At 67.1% G+C, this 22129-nt stretch carries 15 protein-coding genes and 3 rRNA genes; 10 read left to right on the top strand and 8 right to left on the bottom strand.

Features of this window, described 5'->3' with window-relative positions; translation table 11 throughout:
- Positions 1 to 56: 56 nt before the first annotated feature.
- Positions 57 to 1085, top strand: coding sequence for an ABC transporter substrate-binding protein (locus STRTU_RS28050; protein ID WP_159747407.1), 1029 nt, complete (start codon positions 57 to 59; stop codon positions 1083 to 1085).
- A 270-nt stretch (positions 1086 to 1355) separates the two neighbouring features.
- Positions 1356 to 2246 (top strand): siderophore-interacting protein, encoded by an 891-nt coding sequence (locus tag STRTU_RS28045; RefSeq protein ID WP_159747406.1) that lies wholly within the window; start codon positions 1356 to 1358, stop codon positions 2244 to 2246.
- A 23-nt stretch (positions 2247 to 2269) separates the two neighbouring features.
- Here the strand turns inward: STRTU_RS28045 and STRTU_RS28040 are convergent, their stop codons facing one another.
- On the bottom strand, positions 2270 to 3295 hold the full coding sequence (locus tag STRTU_RS28040; protein ID WP_159747405.1) for an HAD-IIA family hydrolase: 1026 nt from the start codon (positions 3293 to 3295) through the stop codon (positions 2270 to 2272).
- Between the two features lie 171 nt (positions 3296 to 3466).
- On the opposite strand from STRTU_RS28040, the gene STRTU_RS28035 reads away from it, so the two are divergent.
- From STRTU_RS28035 to STRTU_RS28015, 5 genes are all read left to right on the top strand, one after another.
- Positions 3467 to 4732 carry a DUF1015 family protein gene (locus STRTU_RS28035; RefSeq protein WP_159747404.1) on the top strand — a complete coding sequence of 422 codons (1266 nt, stop codon included), beginning with the start codon at positions 3467 to 3469 and terminating at the stop codon, positions 4730 to 4732.
- 157 nt (positions 4733 to 4889) lie between these two features.
- Entirely contained in the window at positions 4890 to 6422 is a 1533-nt protein-coding gene (locus STRTU_RS28030; RefSeq protein WP_159747403.1) for a pyridoxal phosphate-dependent decarboxylase family protein, read from the top strand.
- 35 nt (positions 6423 to 6457) lie between these two features.
- Positions 6458 to 7774 carry a lysine N(6)-hydroxylase/L-ornithine N(5)-oxygenase family protein gene (locus STRTU_RS28025; protein WP_159747402.1) on the top strand — a complete coding sequence of 439 codons (1317 nt, stop codon included), beginning with the start codon at positions 6458 to 6460 and terminating at the stop codon, positions 7772 to 7774.
- Positions 7771 to 8340: a GNAT family N-acetyltransferase gene (locus tag STRTU_RS28020; protein ID WP_159747401.1), complete on the top strand. Its 570-nt coding sequence runs from the start codon at positions 7771 to 7773 to the stop codon at positions 8338 to 8340. Before STRTU_RS28025 ends, STRTU_RS28020 begins: the two co-directional genes overlap by 4 nt.
- Complete coding sequence (locus STRTU_RS28015; RefSeq protein ID WP_159747400.1) at positions 8337 to 10154, top strand: IucA/IucC family protein; 1818 nt, start codon at positions 8337 to 8339, stop codon at positions 10152 to 10154. The genes STRTU_RS28020 and STRTU_RS28015 overlap by 4 nt, the downstream gene beginning before the upstream one ends.
- Positions 10155 to 10240: 86 nt before the next feature.
- On the opposite strand, the gene STRTU_RS28010 is transcribed toward STRTU_RS28015, so the two are convergent.
- The 6 genes from STRTU_RS28010 to STRTU_RS27985 all read right to left on the bottom strand — a co-directional run bounded on the left by STRTU_RS28010 (position 10241) and on the right by STRTU_RS27985 (position 18899).
- The gene (locus tag STRTU_RS28010; protein WP_218039357.1) at positions 10241 to 11041 is read right to left on the bottom strand and encodes a tetratricopeptide repeat protein; all 801 of its coding nucleotides are present in this window, start codon (positions 11039 to 11041) and stop codon (positions 10241 to 10243) included.
- Complete coding sequence (locus STRTU_RS28005) at positions 10978 to 12108, bottom strand: hypothetical protein (RefSeq protein ID WP_218039368.1); 1131 nt, start codon at positions 12106 to 12108, stop codon at positions 10978 to 10980. Before STRTU_RS28005 ends, STRTU_RS28010 begins: the two co-directional genes overlap by 64 nt.
- 249 nt (positions 12109 to 12357) lie before the next feature.
- A 5S ribosomal RNA gene (rrf, locus tag STRTU_RS28000) occupies positions 12358 to 12474 on the bottom strand.
- Positions 12475 to 12590: 116 nt separating this feature from the next.
- Positions 12591 to 15711, bottom strand: a 23S ribosomal RNA gene (locus tag STRTU_RS27995).
- Between the two features lie 300 nt (positions 15712 to 16011).
- Positions 16012 to 17540 (bottom strand): 16S ribosomal RNA (locus STRTU_RS27990).
- The 16S, 23S and 5S rRNA genes sit together here, the layout of an rRNA operon.
- A gap of 708 nt (positions 17541 to 18248) precedes the next feature.
- Positions 18249 to 18899, bottom strand: coding sequence for a DNA-3-methyladenine glycosylase (locus STRTU_RS27985; protein ID WP_159747398.1), 651 nt, complete (start codon positions 18897 to 18899; stop codon positions 18249 to 18251).
- Positions 18900 to 19067: 168 nt separating this feature from the next.
- Here STRTU_RS27985 and STRTU_RS27980 point away from each other — a divergent pair, with 168 nt between their 5' ends.
- The 3 genes from STRTU_RS27980 to STRTU_RS27970 all read left to right on the top strand — a co-directional run bounded on the left by STRTU_RS27980 (position 19068) and on the right by STRTU_RS27970 (position 21328).
- Positions 19068 to 19850, top strand: a complete 783-nt coding sequence (locus STRTU_RS27980) for a sporulation protein (protein ID WP_159747397.1) — start codon at positions 19068 to 19070, stop codon at positions 19848 to 19850.
- A 42-nt stretch (positions 19851 to 19892) separates the two neighbouring features.
- Entirely contained in the window at positions 19893 to 20432 is a 540-nt protein-coding gene (locus STRTU_RS27975; protein ID WP_159747396.1) for a YbhB/YbcL family Raf kinase inhibitor-like protein, read from the top strand.
- A gap of 392 nt (positions 20433 to 20824) precedes the next feature.
- Positions 20825 to 21328, top strand: coding sequence for an HNH endonuclease (locus STRTU_RS27970; protein ID WP_159747395.1), 504 nt, complete (start codon positions 20825 to 20827; stop codon positions 21326 to 21328).
- A gap of 33 nt (positions 21329 to 21361) precedes the next feature.
- Here STRTU_RS27970 and STRTU_RS27965 read toward each other — a convergent pair whose 3' ends face one another.
- Positions 21362 to 22129, bottom strand: a complete 768-nt coding sequence (locus STRTU_RS27965; RefSeq protein ID WP_159747394.1) for a sulfite exporter TauE/SafE family protein — start codon at positions 22127 to 22129, stop codon at positions 21362 to 21364.

The raw sequence follows: 22129 nt of genomic DNA, 5'->3' as shown, positions 1-22129 counted from the left end.
GTTAGCCTACCCTCACATTCGATTCGCGGTCCCTCCCAGAGAGAAGTGCACCGAACATGAGCCCCTCCCGAAACGTCACTCCGTCCCGTCGCGGCATCCTGGCCGCGGGTGGTGCCGTCGGCATCGGCGCCCTGCTGGCCGCATGCGGCGGAGGCAAGGGCTCGGAGGGTGCCAACAAGGGCGCCGACACCGGCCCTTGGTCCTTCACCGACGACCGTAAGCAGAAGGTCTCCCTCAAGAACACCCCGCAGCGTATCGTCGCCTTCACCGGCACCGCCGCCGCACTGCACGACTTCGGGATCGACGACCAGATCGTCGGCGTCTTCGGCCCCACCAAGCTCAAGAACGGCAAGGCCGATCCGCAGGCCGGTGACCTGGACATCGACAAGGTCACCATCATCGGCAACGCCTACAACCAGTTCAACGTCGAGAAGTACGCGTCCCTGCGCCCCGATCTGCTGGTCACGAACATGTACGAGCCGGGCGCGCTGTGGTTCGTACCGGACGACAGCAAGGACAAGATCACCCCGCTGGCGAAGACCGTCGCCATCACCTCGTCGCGGGTCTCGCTCCTCAAAATCATCGAGCGCTACGCCGAGTTGGCGAAGTCGCTCGGCGCCGACCTCCAGGCCAAGAAGGTCACCGACGCCAAGGCCCGCTTCGAGAAGGCATCCGAGGCGCTGCGCAAGGCTGCCAAGTCCCACCCGGTCAAGGTGCTCGCCTGCTCCGGCAGCCCGGACCTCTTCTACGCGTCCAACCCCGGCATCAACGCCGACCTCATGTACTACAAGTCCCTCGGCGTGGATCTGATCGTCCCCGACAAGCTGGACAAGGGCGGCTACTTCGAGAGCCTGAGCTGGGAGAACGCCGACAAGTACAAGGCGGATGTCCTCCTGCTGGACAACCGGACCGCCACCCTCCAGCCCAAGGACCTGGCGGCCAAGCCCTCCTGGTCCAAGCTGCCCGCCGTCAAGGCCGACCAGATCACCCCGTGGTCGAGCGAGCCGCGCTTCTCCTACGCGGGCGCCGCCCCGCTCATCGAGTCGCTCGCCAAGGCCATCGAGGGCGCCAAGAAGGCCACGTGACATACGGCCACGGTGGATCGCCGGGCACCGGCCGCAGCACCACCCCGGCCGCCACGGTCCACCGCGGCACCCACGCACCTCGGGCACCTCGGGCACCTCGGGCACGTCAGCACCTCGGCACCTCAGCACCTGAACGCCCGCGCACCACCGGTAGCCCGCGCGCCACTCGAAGCCCGCGCCACCCAAGGCCACCGCAGAACTGAAAGCCACCGCACCACCAGACCGCACAGTCCCCGCCAAGTCCCCGTACCGTCCCGGGAGGTCCCCCACATGACCACGACCGCCGCCCCCGCCACCGCGCCGTTCCGCTTCTTCGACGTCCACGTCATACGGACCCGACGGCTGAGCCCCTCCGTGGTGCGGGTCACCTTCGGCGGTGAACGGCTGGCCGAGCTGGCCTCCGGCGGTCGTGACCAGCGTTTCAAGCTCTTTCTCCCGCAGCCCCACCAGGACCGGCCGGTCTTCCACGACACCGGCGACGGCTGGTACACCGCCTGGCGGGCGCAGGATCCGGCCGAGCGGGCGGTGATGCGCTCGTACACCATCCGCGAACAGCGCCATGAGCCCCGGGAGTTCGATGTCGACTTCGCGCTGCACGGTGCCGGGCCGGGCGCCTCTCCGCTGGCCGGCGGCCCCGCCTCCCGCTGGGCCGCCCATGCCCGGCCCGGCGACCGGCTGACCGTCCTCGCCCCGGCCGTCGAGGACAACGGCGGTGTCGACTTCCGGCCGCCGTCCGGCACCGACTGGATCCTGATCACCGGCGACGAGACGGCGCTGCCCGCCATCGCCGGCATCCTGTCCTGGCTCTCCCCCGGCACCCAGGCCAAGGTCTGGATCGAGATCGCGCACGAGGACGACCGGCAGCAGCTGTCGTCCTTCGCCGACGCCGACATCACCTGGCTCGTCCGGGACGGGGCGACCGCCGCGGGCAGCGAGCCGGTGCTCGACGCCCTGCGCGCCGCCGAGCTTCCCGAGGGCACGCCGTACGCCTGGATCGCCGGTGAGTCCGGCACCGTCAAGGCGGTGCGCAGGCACCTGGTCCGCGAGCGCGGGTTCGACCGCAGGGCCGTCAAGTTCACCGGCTACTGGCGCCGTGGCGCCTCCGAGGAAGAGCTGCTTGCGGAGCTGACGGCCGCCGCCCCGGCGCCCCAGGAGGACTGATCCCCGCGCGCCGGGGCACCGCCTCAGCTGCCGATCCGCGCCAGCGCCTGTCCCGTGTCCGCCCCGTAACTGCCGTCCCCCGCCGCCGTCCAGGCCGCCGCGCACAGCGCCCGCAGCCCGTCGACGGGCGTGCCCTCGCCCTCCACGAGCAGAGTGTCCCCGGCCGCCTCGGCCCGCCAGCCGCCGCACCGGAACCCGCCGTCGGCCGCGGTCACCTCCGGCTGCGGCGTCAGCAGCCCGCGCAGGTCCTCGTCCACGTAGGCGGGGCGGTGGTGCGGCGGGGCGGCCAGCAGCTCGGCGGGGGTGGTGACGCCGGTGAGCACCAGCAGGGAGTCGACCCCGCCGTTGCAGGCCCCCTCGATGTCGGTGTCGAGCCGGTCGCCGATCACCAGCGGCCGCTGCGCACCGGTGCGCAGCACCGCCTCCCGGTGCATCGGCGGCTGCGGCTTGCCCGCCACCTGCGGAGTGCCGCCCGCGGCGGTCCGGACCATCTCCACCAGCGCACCGTTGCCGGGGGCGATCCCGCGCTCCTTGGGGATCGTCAGATCCGTATTGGACGCGAACCAGGGCACCCCGCGCTGCACCGCGTACGCCGCCTCCGCCAGCCGCTCCCAGTCCAACGAGGGGTCGAAGCCCTGCACCACGGCGGCCGGATCGTCGTCGGCGGAGCGGACCGGGACCAGACCGCGCTCGCGCAGCGCCACCCGCAGCCCCTCGCCGCCGATGGTCAGCACCCGCGCGCCCGGCGGCACCTGTTCGGAGATCATCCGCGCCACCGCCTGCGCCGAGGTGATCACATCCTCCGGACCGGTCGGCAGACCAAAACCGGACAGCTGGTCGGCGACGGCCTGCGGGGTCCGGGCGGCGTTGTTGGTCACATAGGCGAGATGCATCCCGCCCTTCTGCGCGTGCGTCAGGGAGGCCACGGCGTGCTCGATGGCCTGTCCGCCGGCGTAGACCACCCCGTCCAGATCCAGCAGCGCGGTGTCATATGCCTCGCTCAGCGCGTGCCGGCATCCGTCGGGCCGCCTGCGAACCTGCTCGTTCATGCCGTCTCGCTCCTCGTTCCACACATCGCGCCGGGGAACCGTCGCCCTCGGGGGCGCACTCACCGCACCGTGGGGACTCTCGCCCTCCACTTCGCGCATACCGATATTTCCAGCCACGCACGGGCTGTCCCCCGATCTTCCCTCATCCCTCCGGCGGCATAGCATTCTTCAATGACCAGTACCGACGGCCTCCGCCTCCTTCCGTTCCGCGGACTGCGATACGCCCCGGAGCGGGTCAGCAGCCTGACCGCGGTGATGTCCCCGCCGTACGACGTGGTGGTCCGGCCGGACGGCGTGCGCCACTTGGAGACCGCCGATCCGTACAACATCGTCCGGCTGATCCTCCCGCACGCCGCGGACCCCACCACCCGCCACCGCCAGGCCGCCGACACCCTGCACCGCTGGCGCAGCGAGGGCGTGCTGACGCAGGACGCCGAGCCCGCACTGTACGTGTACGAGCAGCGCTCCGGTGAGGTGCTGCAGCGCGGGCTGATCGGGGCGCTGCGCCTGGACGGTCCGGTGCTGCCGCACGAGGGCGTCATCCCCGAGGTGGTCGAGGACCGGGCCGCCCTGATGCGGGCGGCGGCCGCGAACTTCGAACCGCTGCTGCTCTCCTACCGCGGTGAGGGCACCGCGACCGGCGCCGCCGCGGTCATCGAGCGCGTGGTGGAGGGCACTCCGCTGCTCGCCACCACTACGGAGGACGGTTTCGCGCACCGCCTGTGGGCGGTCACCGACCCCGCCGACCTCACCGCCGTCAACGACGACCTGGCCCACCGGCAGGCCCTGATCGCCGACGGCCACCACCGCTGGGCGACCTACCAGCGGCTGTACGAGCAGCGGCCCGGCGGCACCGCGGACTCGCCCTGGGCCTCCGGCCTGGTGCTGCTGGTGGACACCGCCCGCTATCCGCTCCAGGTCCGCGCGATCCACCGGGTACTGCCGCATCTGCCGCCCGCCAAGGCGCTGGCGGACCTGGCCGGCGCCTTCCGCACCCGCGTACTCCCGGGCGAGCTGTCCGCCGCCCTGGAGGCCCTGGAGGAGACACCCGGCACCGCCTTCGTACTCGCGGGCGGGCCGGACTCCTTCCATCTCCTGGACCGTCCCGATCCCGGTCTGCTGGACCGTACGATCCGCCGGGACCGGCCCGGGGCCTGGCGGCAGCTGGACGCGACCGTGCTGCACTCCGTGCTGCTGGACGAGGTCTGGCACATCCCTGACCACCCGTCGGACATCGGCTATCTGCATCACACCGGAGCCGCCGTCGAGCAGGCCGCCCGGCACGGCGGTACGGCCGTGCTGATGCGCGCCACCTCCGAGGAGACGGTCCGCCAGCTCGCCGAGCAGGGTGTGACGATGCCGAGGAAATCCACCTCGTTCGGGCCCAAGCCCGCGACGGGCCTGGTCCTGCGCACCCTGGACGACCCCATGAACTGACCGTCCCCTGCCCGGAGTACGGCCACGCCCCGGCCCCACCCGCGACCTAGTTAGGTTAGGCTTACCTCACTACGTCGCCGGGCGGGGTCTCCCTGCCCCTGCGTACGCCCTGCCCTGCGCAGGACGTGGTCAACTCCGTACCAGGGAGGACATCTTCATGAGTCTCCTCGCGCACTCTGCCGAGGACCCGGCCGACAACCGGGCGTATCTGCTCAACAACGGCACGGCCGGGCGCTACCGGAGCGCGGTCACCGAGAGCGTCACGAGGGTCAGCGCCAAAATCGCCGGCACCACCCGCCCGTTCACCGGCGTCACCGTCGACGCTCTCACCCCCACCGTCTCCGGCGTGGATCTCGACGCCCCCCTGCACGACGCGGCCGCCGCGCTCGACGAACTCGAAGAGGTCTACCTCCGCGACGCCGTCTACTTCCACCACCCGCGGTATCTCGCGCACCTCAACTGCCCCGTGGTGATCCCCGCCCTGGTCGGCGAGGCCGTGCTCTCCGCCGTCAACTCCTCCCTGGACACCTGGGACCAGAGCGCGGGCGGCACCCTCATCGAGCGCCGGCTGATCGACTGGACGGCCGAGCGGATCGGCCTGGGCGAGGCGGCCGACGGCATCTTCACCAGCGGCGGCAGCCAGTCCAACCTCCAGGCCATGCTGCTCGCCCGCGACGAGGCCTGCCGCCAGGAGCTGACCCGCGACGGCTCCCCGGCGGACGCCCGGCTCACCGACGTACTGCCCCGGCTGCGCATCCTCACCTCCGAATGCAGCCACTTCAGCATCCGCAAGTCGGCCACCCTGCTCGGCATGGGCGCGGAAGCCGTCATCGCCGTCCCCAGCGACGAGACCAAGCGGATGCGCACCGACGCGCTCGCCGCCGAACTGGCCCGCTGCCGCCGCGACGGCCTGATACCCATGGCCGTCGTCGCCACCGCCGGCACCACCGACTTCGGCTCCATCGACCCGCTCCCCGAGATCGCCGGACTGTGCGCCGGGTACGGCGCCTGGATGCATGTCGACGCCGCCTACGGCTGTGGGCTGCTGGTCTCCCGCCGCCGCGCCCTGCTGTCCGGCATCGAGCGCGCCGACTCGGTGACCGTCGACTACCACAAGTCCTTCTTCCAGCCGGTCAGTTCGAGCGCCATCCTGGTCCGCGACCGCGCCACCCTGCGGCATGTCACCTACCACGCGGACTACCTCAACCCCCGCCGCATGGCGGAGGCGCGGATCCCCAACCAGGTCGACAAGTCGATCCAGACCACCCGCCGCTTCGACGCCCTCAAGCTCTGGCTCACCCTGCGCATCATGGGCGCCCAGGCCGTCGGCGAACTCTTCGACGAGGTCGTCGACCGGGCCGCGGACGCCTGGAAACTGCTGCATGACGACCCCCGCTTCGAGGTCGTCGTCGAGCCCCAGCTCAGCACCCTGGTCTTCCGCTACGTCCCCACCACCGACCAGGACCCCGAACTCAGCGACCGGGTCAACCTGCACGCCAGGGAAGCCCTGTTCGCCTCCGGTGAGGCGATCGTGGCGAGCACCGTCGTCGACGGCCGCCACTACCTCAAGTTCACCCTGCTCAACCCGGAGACCACGCTGGAGGACGTCGCCACCGTCCTCGATCTGATCGCCGACCACGCCGGCAGCTTCCTCGCCGAGCAGCCCCGGCCGGCCCTCAGCGCGCGCTGACCCTCCCCCGCCGAACCGTCCTCATCGGAGACTCTGTGTCCGCCCCTTACGACTTCATCGCCATCGGCCTCGGCCCGTTCAACCTGGGCCTGGCCTGTCTGACCGAGCCCATCGACGGACTCGACGGCCTGTTCCTGGACGACAAGGCGTCCTTCGACTGGCACCCCGGCATGATGCTGGACAGCAGCCACCTCCAGGTGCCGTTCCTGGCCGACCTGGTCACCCTCGCCGACCCCACCTCCCCCTTCTCGTTCCTGAACTACCTCAAGGAATCGGGGCGGCTGTACTCGTTCTACATCCGCGAGAACTTCTATCCGCTGCGCGCCGAGTTCAACGACTACTGCCGCTGGGCGGCCGGCAAACTCGACTCCATCCGCTTCGCCCACCAGGTCACCACCGTCGCATACGACGCGCGCGAAGAGCTCTACACCGTCCACGCCGAGCAGCCCACCGGCGAACGCCACACCTTCCGCGCCCGCCGGCTCGTGCTGGGCACCGGCACCCCGCCGCACATCCCCGACGCCTGCCGTGACCTGGGCGGCGACCTGCTGCACAACGCCGGCTACCTCGACGCCAAGGCGTCCCTCCAGGCCAAGGACAGCATCACCCTGATCGGCAGCGGCCAGAGCGCGGCCGAGATCTACTACGACCTCCTCCAGGACATCGACAGCCACGGCTACCGCCTGACCTGGGCCACCCGCTCCCCCCGCTTCTTCCCCCTCGAATACACCAAGCTCACCCTGGAGATGACCTCCCCGGAGTACGTGGACTACTTCCACGCCCTCCCGCCGGCCACCCGCGACCGCCTCAACGCCACCCAGAAGCACCTCTACAAGGGCATCGACTCCGAGCTGATCAACGACATCTTCGATCTGCTCTACCAAAAGAACCTGGCCGGCCCGGTCAACACCCGCCTCCTGACCAACACCGCCCTGGAAACGGCGAGTTACGACGAGGACTCCGGCACCTACACCCTGGGCCTGCGCCAGGAGGAACAGGGCGCGGACTTCGCCCTCAACACCCAGGGCCTGATCCTCGCCACCGGCTACCGCTACCGCGTACCGGACTTCCTCTCCCCCGTCCGCGACCGCATCGTCTGGGACGACGCAGGACGCTACGACGTGGCGCGCAACTACAGCATCGACACCACCGGCCAGGGCATCTTCGTGCAGAACGCCGAGCTGCACACCCACGGCTTCGTCACCCCCGACCTCGGCATGGCCGCCTACCGCAACGCGAGCATCATCCGCGAACTGCTCGGCCGCGAGTACTACCCGGTCGAAAAGGCCATCGCCTTCCAGGAATTCGCCGCCCCGGCCGGCCCGCACCACCCCATGGAGCTCCCGGCATGACCACTCCCCTCTTCACCCGCACCGACGCCGCACTCGGGGAGTTCTCGCTCCGCCCGGTCGACCCGCACGGCGACGCCGCACTGCTGCACCGCTGGGTCACCGACCCCAAGGCCGCCTTCTGGCTGATGCAGGACTGCGACCTCCCCGCCGTCGAGCAGGAATTCGCGCGGATAGCCGCCGACCCCTTCCACGACGCCTTCCTCGGCCTGCACAACGGCACCCCGGCCTTCCTCATGGAGCGCTACGACCCCGCCCACCGCGAACTCGTCGGCATCCACACCGCCGAACCGGGCGACGTCGGAATGCACTTCCTGTCGGCACCCACCGACACCCCCGTGCACGGCTTCACCCTCGCCGTGATCACCACCGTCATGGAGATGCTCTTCGCCGACCCGGCCACCCGCCGCGTCGTCGTCGAGCCCGACGCGCGCAACACCGCCGTGCACGCCCTCAACAAGGCCGTCGGCTTCGAGATCGAGCGCACCGTCTCGCTCCCCGCCAAAGACGCCTACCTCAGCACCTGCACCCGCGACCAGTTCCTGGCCACCCGAGGAGACCACCGATGACCGCCCCCTCCGACGGCACCCCGCACCTCTCCGCCCGGGACGCCGTCGCCCACCTCACCCCCGACCTGTGGGCCCGCGCCAACCGGCTGCTGATCCGCAAGGGCCTCGCCGAATTCGCCCATGAGCGGCTGCTCACCCCCCGGCGCCTCCCGCAGGACGGCCACTACGCGATACGCAGCGACGACGACAGCACCGAGTACCGCTTCGCCGCCCGCAGACGGGCCCTGGACCACTGGCAGATCGACGCCGACAGCATCACCCGGCACCGCGAGGACGCCGAACTCCCCCTGGACGCCCTGGCGTTCTTCCTCGAACTCCGTAACTCCCTGGGGCTCGGCGACGCGATCCTCCCGGTCTACCTGGAGGAGATCAGCTCCACCCTCTCCGGTACCGCCTACAAACTCGCCGCCGGCCGCCCTGGCGCCGCCGAGCTCGCGAAGTCGTCGTTCCAGGCCATCGAGACCGGTATGACCGAGGGCCACCCCTGCTTCGTCGCCAACAACGGCCGGCTCGGCTTCGGCGTCCACGAGTACCACGCCTACGCCCCCGAGACCGCGGCCCCGCTCCGGCTGATCTGGCTCGCCGCCCACCGCGACCACGCCACCTTCACCGCCGGCACCGGCCTCGACTACGACGCCCTGATCCGCGACGAACTCCCCGACGAGACCCGAGCCCGCTTCACCGCCACCCTCACCACCCTCGGCCTCGCCCCCGCCGACTACTACTTCTTCCCCACCCACCCCTGGCAGTGGTGGAACAAGCTCTCCGTCACCTTCGCCGCCGAAGTCGCCCAGCAGCGCCTGGTATGCCTGGGCCCCGGCGACGACGACTACCTGGCGCAGCAGTCGATCCGCACCTTCTTCAACACCACCAGCCCCGACAAGCACTACGTCAAGACGGCGCTCTCCGTCCTCAACATGGGCTTCATGCGCGGCCTGTCCGCGTCCTACATGGAGGCCACCCCGGCCATCAACGACTGGCTGGCCCGCCTCATCGACACCGACGACACCTTCCGGGCCGCCCGCTTCTCGATCATCCGTGAGCGCGCCGCCATCGGCTACCACCACCGCCAGTACGAGGCCGCCACCGCCACGGGCTCCCCGTACCGGAAGATGCTGGCCGCCCTGTGGCGCGAAAGCCCCGTCCCCACCCTCGAACCCGGCCAGCGCCTGGCCACCATGGCCTCCCTCCTGCACACCGACGACGACGGCGGCTCCCTCGCCGCCGCCCTCATCGAGGAGTCCGGCCTGGAGCCCACCGCCTGGCTCCGCCGCTACCTGGACGCCTACCTCACGCCCGTACTCCACTCCTTCTACGCCTACGACCTGGTCTTCATGCCGCACGGCGAGAACGCCATCCTGGTCATCGAGGACGGCGCCGTGGCCCGCGTGATCTTCAAGGACATCGCCGAGGAGATCGCCGTCATGGACCCCGACGCGGTCCTGCCGCCGGCCGTCGAGCGCATCCGCGCCGATGTCCCCGAGGACAAGAAGCTGCTGTCCGTCTTCACCGACGTCTTCGACTGCTTCTTCCGCTTCCTCAGCAGCACCCTCGACGACCACGGCGTCCTCGACGAGGACTCCTTCTGGCGCACGGTCGCCGACTGCGTCACCGACTACCGCTCGGCCAACCCGCACCTCGCCGACAAGTTCCAGCAATACGACCTCTTCACCGACGAGTTCGCGCTCTCCTGCCTCAACCGCCTCCAGCTGCGCAACAACCAGGAGATGGTCGACCTCCAGGACCCGGCAGGCGCCCTCCAGCTCATCGGCACCCTCCGCAACCCGATCGCCCCCTACGCACCGGCCTCCTGACCTCCCCACAACGCCGAAGGGCGGGACCCCATCCCGGGATCCCGCCCTTCCTCGTACCTCACCTCAGCACAGGGCCGACGGCCGGCTCAGTCCTGCGCGGACCCCGCCTCGCCCTGCACACCGCTGTCCCCGGCCTCGTCCCGCTCATCGGCCTTGGCCGGCTCATCCGACTCGCCCAGCGCGTCGGACTCGTCCAGCTCATCGGCCTCATCCAGCGCGTCGGTGAACTCCACACCGTCCAGCTCGGCGAGCCGGTCCGAGGCATCCGTCGTGCCGCCCTGGTCGGCCTCCAGCGCCCGGGCGAACCAGTCGCGCGCCTCGTCCTCGCGCCCGACCGCCAGCAGCGCATCCGCGTACGCGTACCGCAGCCGTGCCGTCCACGGGTGCACCGCACTCGACGCGAGCTCCGGGCTCTGCAGCGTGACCACCGCCGCGTCCGCCTGGCCCATGTCCCGCCGGGCACCCGCCGCGACCAGCCGCATCTCGACCTGGCCGGCCTTGTCCAGCTTCGCCACCTCGGGCTCACCGGCCATGGCCATCGCCTTCTCCGGACGGCCGAGACCCCGCTCGCAATCCGCCATGACCGGCCACAGCTCCACACTGCCGGTCATCCGCCGCGCCGCCCGGAACTCCGCCAGCGCCTCGCTGTACTTACCGACCGCGTACGCCGCGAAACCCGCGGCCTCCCGCACCGCCGCGACCCTGGACGCCAGCCGCAGCGCCACCCGCGAGTACCCGTACGCCTTCTCCGGGTCCTCGTCCAGCAGCTTCGCCACCATCACCAGGTTCTTGGCGACATCATCGGCGAGCGTCTTCGGCAGGCTCAGCAGCTCCTGCCGCACATCCTTGTCGATCTCCTCACCGGTGACATCCTCCGGAATCGGCAGCCGCTTGATCGGCTCCCGGTCCCGGTCCCGCCGGTCATCACGCCGATCGTCCCGACGGTCATCCCGCCCCCGGCCCCCGCCATACGGCCGCCGCCCACCACGCTCATCATCCCTACGGAACCCACCCCGGTCATCCCGCCGCGGCCCGCGGTCATCCCGCCGGAACCCACCACGGTCATCACGCCGCTCGCCACCGCGGAACCCACCACGGTCACCACCCGACGGACGATCGTCACGCCGGAAACCACCACGGTCCCCGCCACGATCATCCCGACGGTCATCCCTACGGAACCCACCGCGATCGCCACCACGATCATCGCGCCGGTCGTCACGCCGGAACCCACCACGGTCGCCACCCGACGGACGGTCATCCCGCCGGAAACCACCGCGGTCACCGCCACGGTCATCACGCCGGTCACCACCGCGGAACCCACCACGGTCACCACCCGACGGACGATCGTCACGCCGGAAACCGCCACGGTCGCCACCGCGATCGTCCCGCCGGTCGTCCCTGCGGAACCCACCGCGGTCGCCACCCGACGGCCGGTCATCACGACGGAAACCACCACGGTCATCGCGCCGCTCGCCACCGCGGAACCCACCACGCTCGCCACCACGGTCGTCCCGCCGGTCGTCACGCCGGAAGCCACCGCGGTCGCCGCCACGGTCATCACGCCGCTCGCCACCACGGAACCCACCGCGATCGCCACCACGGTCATCACGCCGGTCACCACCGCGGAACCCACCACGGTCACCACCCGACGGACGATCGTCACGCCGGAAACCGGGCCGGTCTCCACCCCGCTCATCGCGCCGGAACCCGCCGCCACGCTCATCATCGCGACGAGGCCCACGCGGCCGGTCGTCACGACGGTCGCCTCCGCGGAAGCCACCCCGATCGCCGCCCGACGGACGGTCATCACGACGCGGCCCACGGTCATCCCTACGGAAGCCGCCACGGTCACCACCGCGATCGTCCCGCCGGTCACCACCGCGGTAACCGCCACGGTCACCACCCGACGGACGGTCATCACGACGGTCATCACGCCGATAACCTCCGCGGTCACCGCCGCGATTGTCACCGCGCGGCCCGCGGTCGCGGTCGTCACGCCGGAAACCACCGCGGTCGCCGTCGTCGCGCCGCTGCGGCCGGCGCTCCGAACGATCGTCGGAAGAGTTGGTGGACATCGACGTGACTCCTGTCTTCGGTACTGCATTCATTCTCACGCACCGATGACTTCGGCGCGCTTCGGCATAAAAACAAAAAGGACCCTTGGTCCCAGCATGAACGCTGGGACCAAGGGTCCTGAAAGATTGTTCGGCGGCGTCCTACTCTCCCACAGGGTCCCCCCTGCAGTACCATCGGCGCTGAAAGGCTTAGCTTCCGGGTTCGGAATGTAACCGGGCGTTTCCCTAACGCTATGACCACCGAAACCCTATCGGGTTCGAGCGAACAAGCACACTCTTCAGTTAATTGAAGTGAAACTTGGTTCAACCAGCGATTGCGACTGTTCGCAACCCGGGAACCACACAGTGGACGCGAGCAACTGAGGACAAGCCCTCGGCCTATTAGTACCAGTCAACTCCACCCGTTACCAGGCTTCCATATCTGGCCTATCAACCCAGTCGTCTACTGGGAGCCTTAACCAATCAAGTTGGTGGGAGCCCTCATCTCGAAGCAGGCTTCCCGCTTAGATGCTTTCAGCGGTTATCCTTTCCGAACGTAGCCAACCAGCCATGCCCTTGGCAGGACAACTGGCACACCAGAGGTTCGTCCGTCCCGGTCCTCTCGTACTAGGGACAGCCCTTCTCAAGACTCCTACGCGCACAGCGGATAGGGACCGAACTGTCTCACGACGTTCTAAACCCAGCTCGCGTACCGCTTTAATGGGCGAACAGCCCAACCCTTGGGACCGACTCCAGCCCCAGGATGCGACGAGCCGACATCGAGGTGCCAAACCATCCCGTCGATATGGACTCTTGGGGAAGATCAGCCTGTTATCCCCGGGGTACCTTTTATCCGTTGAGCGACGGCGCTTCCACAAGCCACCGCCGGATCACTAGTCCCTACTTTCGTACCTGCTCGACCCGTCAGTCTCACAGTCAAGCTCCCTTGTGCACTTACACTCAACACCTGATTGCCAACCAGGCTGAGGGAACCTTTGGGCGCCTCCGTTACCCTTTAGGAGGCAACCGCCCCAGTTAAACTACCCACCAGACACTGTCCCTGATCCGGATCACGGACCCAGGTTAGACATCCAGCACGACCAGAGTGGTATTTCAACAATGACTCCACAACCACTGGCGTGGCCGCTTCAAAGTCTCCCACCTATCCTACACAAGCCGAACCGAACACCAATATCAAGCTATAGTAAAGGTCCCGGGGTCTTTCCGTCCTGCTGCGCGAAACGAGCATCTTTACTCGTAATGCAATTTCACCGGGCCTATGGTTGAGACAGTCGAGAAGTCGTTACGCCATTCGTGCAGGTCGGAACTTACCCGACAAGGAATTTCGCTACCTTAGGATGGTTATAGTTACCACCGCCGTTTACTGGCGCTTAAGTTCTCAGCTTCGCCACACCGAAATGTGACTAACCGGTCCCCTTAACGTTCCAGCACCGGGCAGGCGTCAGTCCGTATACATCGCCTTACGGCTTCGCACGGACCTGTGTTTTTAGTAAACAGTCGCTTCTCGCTGGTCTCTGCGGCCACCACCAGCTCACACTGCAAGAGTGATCACCAGCAATGGCCCCCCTTCTCCCGAAGTTACGGGGGCATTTTGCCGAGTTCCTTAACCATAGTTCACCCGAACGCCTCGGTATTCTCTACCTGACCACCTGAGTCGGTTTAGGGTACGGGCCGCCATGAAACTCGCTAGAGGCTTTTCTCGACAGCATAGGATCATCCACTTCACCACAATCGGCTCGGCATCAGGTCTCAGACTTCATGCTGTCCGGATTTGCCTAGACAGCGTCCTACACCCTTACCCCGGGACAACCACCGCCCGGGCTGGACTACCTTCCTGCGTCACCCCATCACTCACCTACTACCACCTTGGGTCAGCGGCTCCACCACTCCCCTCAACTCCGAAGAGATCAGGGCGGCTTCACGGCCTTAGCATTAATGGGCTCGATGTTTGGCGCTTCAAAGCGGGTACCGGAATATCAACCGGTTGTCCATCGACTACGCCTGTCGGCCTCGCCTTAGGTCCCGACTTACCCTGGGCAGATCAGCTTGACCCAGGAACCCTTAGTCAATCGGCGCACACGTTTCCCACGTGTGTATCGCTACTCATGCCTGCATTCTCACTCGTGAACCGTCCACAACTCGTTTCCACGGCTGCTTCACCCGGCACACGACGCTCCCCTACCCATCACCACACCCGTTAGGGCTGTTGTGGCAATGACACGACTTCGGCGGTGTGCTTGAGCCCCGCTACATTGTCGGCGCGGAATCACTTGACCAGTGAGCTATTACGCACTCTTTCAAGGATGGCTGCTTCTAAGCCAACCTCCTGGTTGTCTCTGCGACTCCACATCCTTTCCCACTTAGCACACGCTTAGGGGCCTTAGTCGATGCTCTGGGCTGTTTCCCTCTCGACCATGGAGCTTATCCCCCACAGTCTCACTGCCGCGCTCTCACTTACCGGCATTCGGAGTTTGGCTAAGGTCAGTAACCCGGTAGGGCCCATCGCCTATCCAGTGCTCTACCTCCGGCAAGAAACACACGACGCTGCACCTAAATGCATTTCGGGGAGAACCAGCTATCACGGAGTTTGATTGGCCTTTCACCCCTAACCACAGGTCATCCCCCAGGTTTTCAACCCTGGTGGGTTCGGTCCTCCACGAAGTCTTACCTCCGCTTCAACCTGCCCATGGCTAGATCACTCCGCTTCGGGTCTTGGGCACGCTACTCAACGCCCTCTTCGGACTCGCTTTCGCTACGGCTTCCCCACACGGGTTAACCTCGCAACATACCGCAAACTCGCAGGCTCATTCTTCAAAAGGCACGCAGTCACGACACAAGGACAAGTCCTTGTGCGACGCTCCCACGGCTTGTAGGCACACGGTTTCAGGTACTATTTCACTCCGCTCCCGCGGTACTTTTCACCATTCCCTCACGGTACTATCCGCTATCGGTCACCAGGGAATATTTAGGCTTAACGGGTGGTCCCGCCAGATTCACACGGGATTTCTCGGGCCCCGTGCTACTTGGGTGTCTCTTAAACGAGCCGCTGATGTTTCAGCTACGGGGGTCTTACCCTCTACGCCGGACCTTTCGCATGTCCTTCGCCTACATCAACGGTTTCTGACTCGTCCCACAGCCGGCAGACTGCAGAAAAGAGATCCCACAACCCCAACCACGCAACCCCTGCCGGGTATCACACGTGACTGGTTTGGCCTCATCCGGTTTCGCTCGCCACTACTCCCGGAATCACGGTTGTTTTCTCTTCCTGCGGGTACTGAGATGTTTCACTTCCCCGCGTTCCCTCCACACTGCCTATGTGTTCAGCAGCGGGTGACAGCCCATGACGACTGCCGGGTTTCCCCATTCGGACACCCCCGGATCAAAGCTCGGTTGACAGCTCCCCGGGGCCTATCGTGGCCTCCCACGTCCTTCATCGGTTCCTGGTGCCAAGGCATCCACCGTGCGCCCTTAAAAACTTGGCCACAGATGCTCGCGTCCACTGTGCAGTTCTCAAGCAACGACCAGCCACCCGTCACACACCACCATCTGGTGCTTTACCGGGGCCGGCATCGCGAAGGTCCAGACCACAGTCCGTACCCTCAGATACCCAACAACGTGCCCGGCCCACTCGATCCATCACCACGTTCCACGCCGAAGCAGTACTAGTGACAACCAATCAAGTGTGCCGAATAGTCAACGTTCCACCCATGAGCAACCAGCATCAGACATTCGCTGATGTACTGGCCTCTGACCAACCGAAGTTGGTAAGAAGTGCTCCTTAGAAAGGAGGTGATCCAGCCGCACCTTCCGGTACGGCTACCTTGTTACGACTTCGTCCCAATCGCCAGTCCCACCTTCGACGATTCCCTCCCACAAGGGGTTGGGCCACCGGCTTCGGGTGTTACCGACTTTCGTGACGTGACGGGCGGTGTGTACAAGGCCCGGGAACGTATTCACCGCAGCAATGCTGATCTGCGATTACTAGCAACTCCGACTTCATGGGGTCGAGTTGCAGACCCCAATCCGAACTGAGACCGGCTTTTTGAGATTCGCTCCACCTCGCGGTATCGCAGCTCATTGTACCGGCCATTGTAGCACGTGTGCAGCCCAAGACATAAGGGGCATGATGACTTGACGTCGTCCCCACCTTCCTCCGAGTTGACCCCGGCAGTCTCCTGTGAGTCCCCATCACCCCGAAGGGCATGCTGGCAACACAGAACAAGGGTTGCGCTCGTTGCGGGACTTAACCCAACATCTCACGACACGAGCTGACGACAGCCATGCACCACCTGTACACCGACCACAAGGGGGACCCTGTCTCCAGGGTTTTCCGGTGTATGTCAAGCCTTGGTAAGGTTCTTCGCGTTGCGTCGAATTAAGCCACATGCTCCGCTGCTTGTGCGGGCCCCCGTCAATTCCTTTGAGTTTTAGCCTTGCGGCCGTACTCCCCAGGCGGGGAACTTAATGCGTTAGCTGCGGCACGGACGACGTGGAATGTCGCCCACACCTAGTTCCCAACGTTTACGGCGTGGACTACCAGGGTATCTAATCCTGTTCGCTCCCCACGCTTTCGCTCCTCAGCGTCAGTATCGGCCCAGAGATCCGCCTTCGCCACCGGTGTTCCTCCTGATATCTGCGCATTTCACCGCTACACCAGGAATTCCGATCTCCCCTACCGAACTCTAGCCTGCCCGTATCGAATGCAGACCCGGGGTTAAGCCCCGGGCTTTCACATCCGACGTGACAAGCCGCCTACGAGCTCTTTACGCCCAATAATTCCGGACAACGCTTGCGCCCTACGTATTACCGCGGCTGCTGGCACGTAGTTAGCCGGCGCTTCTTCTGCAGGTACCGTCACTCTCGCTTCTTCCCTGCTGAAAGAGGTTTACAACCCGAAGGCCGTCATCCCTCACGCGGCGTCGCTGCATCAGGCTTTCGCCCATTGTGCAATATTCCCCACTGCTGCCTCCCGTAGGAGTCTGGGCCGTGTCTCAGTCCCAGTGTGGCCGGTCGCCCTCTCAGGCCGGCTACCCGTCGTCGCCTTGGTAGGCCATCACCCCACCAACAAGCTGATAGGCCGCGGGCTCATCCTTCACCGCCGGAGCTTTCCACCACCAGACCATGCGGTCGGTAGTCGTATCCGGTATTAGACCCCGTTTCCAGGGCTTGTCCCAGAGTGAAGGGCAGATTGCCCACGTGTTACTCACCCGTTCGCCACTAATCCCCTCCCGAAGGAGGTTCATCGTTCGACTTGCATGTGTTAAGCACGCCGCCAGCGTTCGTCCTGAGCCAGGATCAAACTCTCCGTGAATGTTTACCCGTAATCGGGTGACACTCGCGTTGAGCGGAACAACCAGGCGGAATAGGCCCGGTCGTTCACAGCGTCCTCGCTGTGTATTGCCTACCGTCACACATGGTGTCGGCAGGACTTTCAAAGGAACCTCATCTCCCGGATGTTTCCGGTCGACGGGGTATCAACATATCTGGCGTTGACTTTTGGCACGCTGTTGAGTTCTCAAGGAACGGACGCTTCCTTTGTTCCTGTTTCACCAGGATCTCCGGGCGCTTCCCTTCGGTCTTGCGTTTCCGACTCTATCAGATCCTTGCGGTTCCGATTTTCGCCGGTGCGTTTCCGCCTTTCGGCTTCTTCGCGTTTCCAACCTTACCAGATCTGTTTCCGTCTCTGGCCCCCTGTTGGAGCGGGGTCGGCCGCTTCGCTTTCGCTTTTCGGCCTTTCCGACTTTAACAGATCCGGCTTCGTTTCGATTCCGGTTCCGATTTCCGTCGGAGGTCCACCCTGGGGCAGTTATTTACTGCTGCCCTTTCGGCGTGGTTACTACTTTAGCGGCTTTCCCTGGCGACTCATAATCGAGTCGGCGGGGGTCAAATTTCGGCAACGCGAAAGAGGACCCGTTAGGGAGTCGTTGAGAGTAGTTGGTTGCGCCGCCTGGCGGTCTGCGCAGATAGCGCTGCCCGTCTCCAGCGGCTCGGGCTACGTTAGGCGGTTTGCGACACAGAGTCAAGGAGCGGTGGTGGCGCGGCGGCGGGGGACGTGACGGCGGTAGGGGCTGACGGTGGGGTCGTCGGCGATCCAGTAGCGCCAGGGGTGGTCCGCGCCGTCTCCGCCGACGCCGGTGCGCGGGCCGTTGCGTACCCGCTCGGGGGCCGGCGGGTCGCCGTCGAGCAGGGAGAGCGGGGCGTCGCCGCCGGTGCACAGGTCGGTGCCGTCGAGGGTGCGGTCGATGTCGAGGGCGGTGGCCAGGCGGGCCGGGCCCTTCGCCAGTTCGTTGGCGCTGCGGGCCTTGGGGCGGCGGTCGGCGGCCAGGGGTGTGCCGGTGAGGATCTCGCCGGCGCGCAGCAGGACAGCGCTCGCCTTGCCCTCGGGGCCGCAGACCACGTTGAGGCTGAACCACATCCCGTAGATGAAGTAGACGTACGCATGGCCGGGCGGGCCGAACATGGCGGCGTTGCGTGCGGTGCGGCCGCGGTAGGCGTGGGAGCCGGGGTCGGTCTCGCCGTCGTACGCCTCGACCTCGGTGAGCCGGAGGGTGATCGGGCCGTCGGGGGTGTTGCGGAGGAGGGTGCGGCCCAGCAGGTCAGGGGCCACGTCCACGACGGGGCGGTCGAAGAAGTCGCGGGTGAGCGGCATTCGTTCCGGTACGTCGGTCATGCGGACCGAGCGTAGTGGAGTCGTTGTGGAGGTCGGCTGGTCATGGAGGCGCCGGGGTTGGGAAGGTGTGGCGTGGAACCGGCTTGCGCGGTTTCGCGTTCGTAGGAATCAAGCCGAGATCTCGGCGCGCTGGACAAAGCACAGGCGTTCCGCCTGGGGAGGACGAGCATGGGATTCAAGAAGCTGCTGGCGAGCCTGGGCGCCGGGGGCGCGTCGGTGGAGACGGTGCTCTTCGAGGAGAACGTGGTCCCGGGTGGGGTCGTGCAGGGTGAGGTGCGGATCCAGGGCGGTTCGGTGGCCCAGGAGATCCAGGGGCTGTCGGTCGGTCTGCAGGCGCGCGTCGAGGTGGAGAGCGGCGAGGAGGAGTACAAGCGGAACGTCGAGTTCACCAAGGTCCAGCTGGGCGGGGAGTTCACCGTGCAGGCGGGGGCGGCGCACACCGTGCCGTTCGGGCTGGAGATTCCGTGGGAGACGCCGATCACCACGTTCCTGGGGACGCATCTGCACGGGATGAGCGTCGGGGTGACGACGGAGCTGGCGATCGCCCGTGCGGTGGACTCCAGCGATCTCGACCCGGTGAATGTGCACCCGCTGCCGGCGCAGCAGGCGCTGCTGGACGCGTTCGGGCGGCTCGGGTTCCGTTTCAAGGCCGCTGACCTGGAGCAGGGCCACATCCGGGGGACGCGGCAGCAGCTGCCGTTCTACCAGGAGATCGAGTTCCACGCGCCGCAGCAGTACCGCGGGCTCAACCAGGTCGAGCTGTCGTTCGTGGCGGACGACCGGGAGATGGACGTCGTCCTGGAGATGGACAAGAAGCCGGGGCTGTTCACTGAGGGGTCGGACACCTACCGGTCGTTCACGGTGGGGCTGAACGACTTCGAGGGGACCGACTGGGCGGCATACCTCAACCAGTGGCTGGCCGAGGTCGGCGGTAAGCGGAACTGGCTCTAACCTGGCCGGACAGGTGTCAGCAAGCGACCAGGAGGTGTTGCAGTGTCCGAGCTGAAGCGGCGGCCGCTCCCGCACGATTTCCATCCGCCGGTGCCGGAGTTCACGGTGCTGAGCGAGGAGGTGGAGCCGGGCGGGACGCTGCGGCCGGAGCAGGTCTTCGCCGAGGGGAACCGTTCGCCGCAGCTGCGGTGGGAGGGTGCGCCCGCGGGGACGAAGAGCTACGCCGTCACCTGCTACGACCCGGACGCGCCGACGGGCAGTGGCTTCTGGCACTGGTCGCTGTTCGACATTCCGGCGTCGGTGACGGAGCTGCCGGCCGGTGCCGGGTCCGGGGAGATGAAGGGGCTGCCCGAGGGCGCCGTGCATGTCCGTAACGACTACGGGACGCGGGAGTTCGGTGGCGCGGCGCCGCCGCCCGGGGACGGCCCGCACCGTTATGTGTTCACCGTCTACGCGGTGGACCAGGAGAAGCTCGGTCCGGACGCGGATGCCTCGCCCGCCGTGGTGGGCTTCAATCTGCGGTTCCACACTCTCGGGCGGGCTCAGCTGATCGCCGAGTACGAGATTCCCGCGGCGGGCTGAGCGCCGTAATTCCGTTGCGCCCCGGCGCTCCCCCACGCACAGTGGTGTCCGTGCCGCCGCCCGTCATCAGGGCGTCGGGCAGCTGGTACCGCAGTGGCGGGAGCGGCGGGGCGCAGGTGTGTCGTCCGTTGCTCGCCGGAGCCCGTTTGTGTCTCGGGTGTCCTCGCCGGCTGCCGTTCGCTCCGGGTCCCACGTAGTTCACGGGGGTGGGACCCGGAGCGCTCGCTTTTCCGCGTCGTGCGGGGCGCCGCCGGAGCGCCTCTTTTTCATCTGCCGATCGTCCGCCATTTCCCTTGTGGCATGCGGAAATTGCGTTGTTCGGGGAATACCTGCCGCTGCACAGTGGAGCAACTTCGCCGCGGGGGCGGAGCGGGTCCGGGAGGTGGGACGGGATGCGCGAGACGCTGGTGCTCAACGCGAGCTTCGAGCCGCTGTCGACGGTGTCGCTGCGGCGTGCGGTGGTACTGGTCATGCAGGACAAGGCCGTCGTCGAACACGCTCACCCGGGGCTGCGGCTCCGTGCCGCTTCGGTGGATGTGCCGGTGCCACAGGTGATCAGACTGTGCAGATATGTCCGGGTGCCGTTCCGACAACGGGCGCCCTGGTCGCGGCGTGGGGTGCTGGTGCGTGATCAGCACCGGTGCGCGTACTGCGGGCGCCGGGCGACGACCGTGGACCATGTGGTGCCGCGGTCGCACGGCGGTGGGGACACCTGGCTGAATACCGTCGCCTCGTGCGCGGAGGACAATCACCGCAAGGCGGACCGTACGCCCGAGCAGGCGGGGATGCAGCTGCTGCGGCGGCCGTTCGAGCCGACACCGGCGGATGCGCTGCTGTCGACGCTGGGGGTGTCGGTGCGGGACGCGCTGCCGGAGTGGCTGGCGGTACCGGCGTAGCGCGCACCCGCTGCATCCATCGTCCGGCTCCCCCTATTTCAGGAGGAGTTGGACGATGGCCAGCAGGCCGACGAGGACGATGACGCCGCGCAGGGCGGTGGGCGGCAGCCGTCGGCCGACCTTCGCGCCGAGTTGGCCGCCGAGGGTGGAGCCCAGGGCGATCAGGGCGACGGCGGTCCAGTCGAAGTGGGCGACGAAGAGGAAGAAGACCGCCGCGACGCCGTTGACGACGGCCGCGAGGATGTTCTTGAGGGCGTTGATCCGCTGGAGGTCCTCCGTGAGCAGCACGCCCATCAGGGAGACGTAGATGACCCCCTGCGCGGCGCCAAAGTAGCCGCCGTAGACACTGGCCAGCATCAGGCCGAGGAGCAGAGCGGGCCCGCCGTCGGGGTGGGCGGTGGTGCCGTTGCGCTCGCGCCGGGCGCGGACCCACGCGGAGAGCTTGGGCTGTGCGACGACGAGGACGAGCGCGACGGCGATCAGCACCGGGACGATGGTGTCGAACGCCGTGGCGGGCAGTGCCAGCAGCAGGACCGCGCCGCCGAGGCCGCCGAGGAGGGCGGCGGCGGAGAAGCGCAGGATCCGGCTGCGCTGGCCGGTGAGTTCGCGGCGGTAGCCGATGGCGCCGCTTATCGAACCGGGCACCAGGCCGAGGGTGTTGGACACGTTGGCGGTGACCGGTGGCAGGCCGAAGGCGAGCAGCACCGGAAAGGTGATCAGGGTGCCGGAGCCGACGACGGTGTTGATCGTGCCGGCGCCGATTCCGGCGGCGAAGACGGCGACGGCTTCCCAGATGGTCAC

Origin of the sequence: Streptomyces tubercidicus (genome assembly GCF_027497495.1) — a bacterium.
Lineage (GTDB): Bacteria > Actinomycetota > Actinomycetes > Streptomycetales > Streptomycetaceae > Streptomyces > Streptomyces tubercidicus.
The sequence above is the reverse complement of the archived record's forward strand: the minus strand, read 5'-3'. Positions and strand labels throughout refer to the sequence as shown.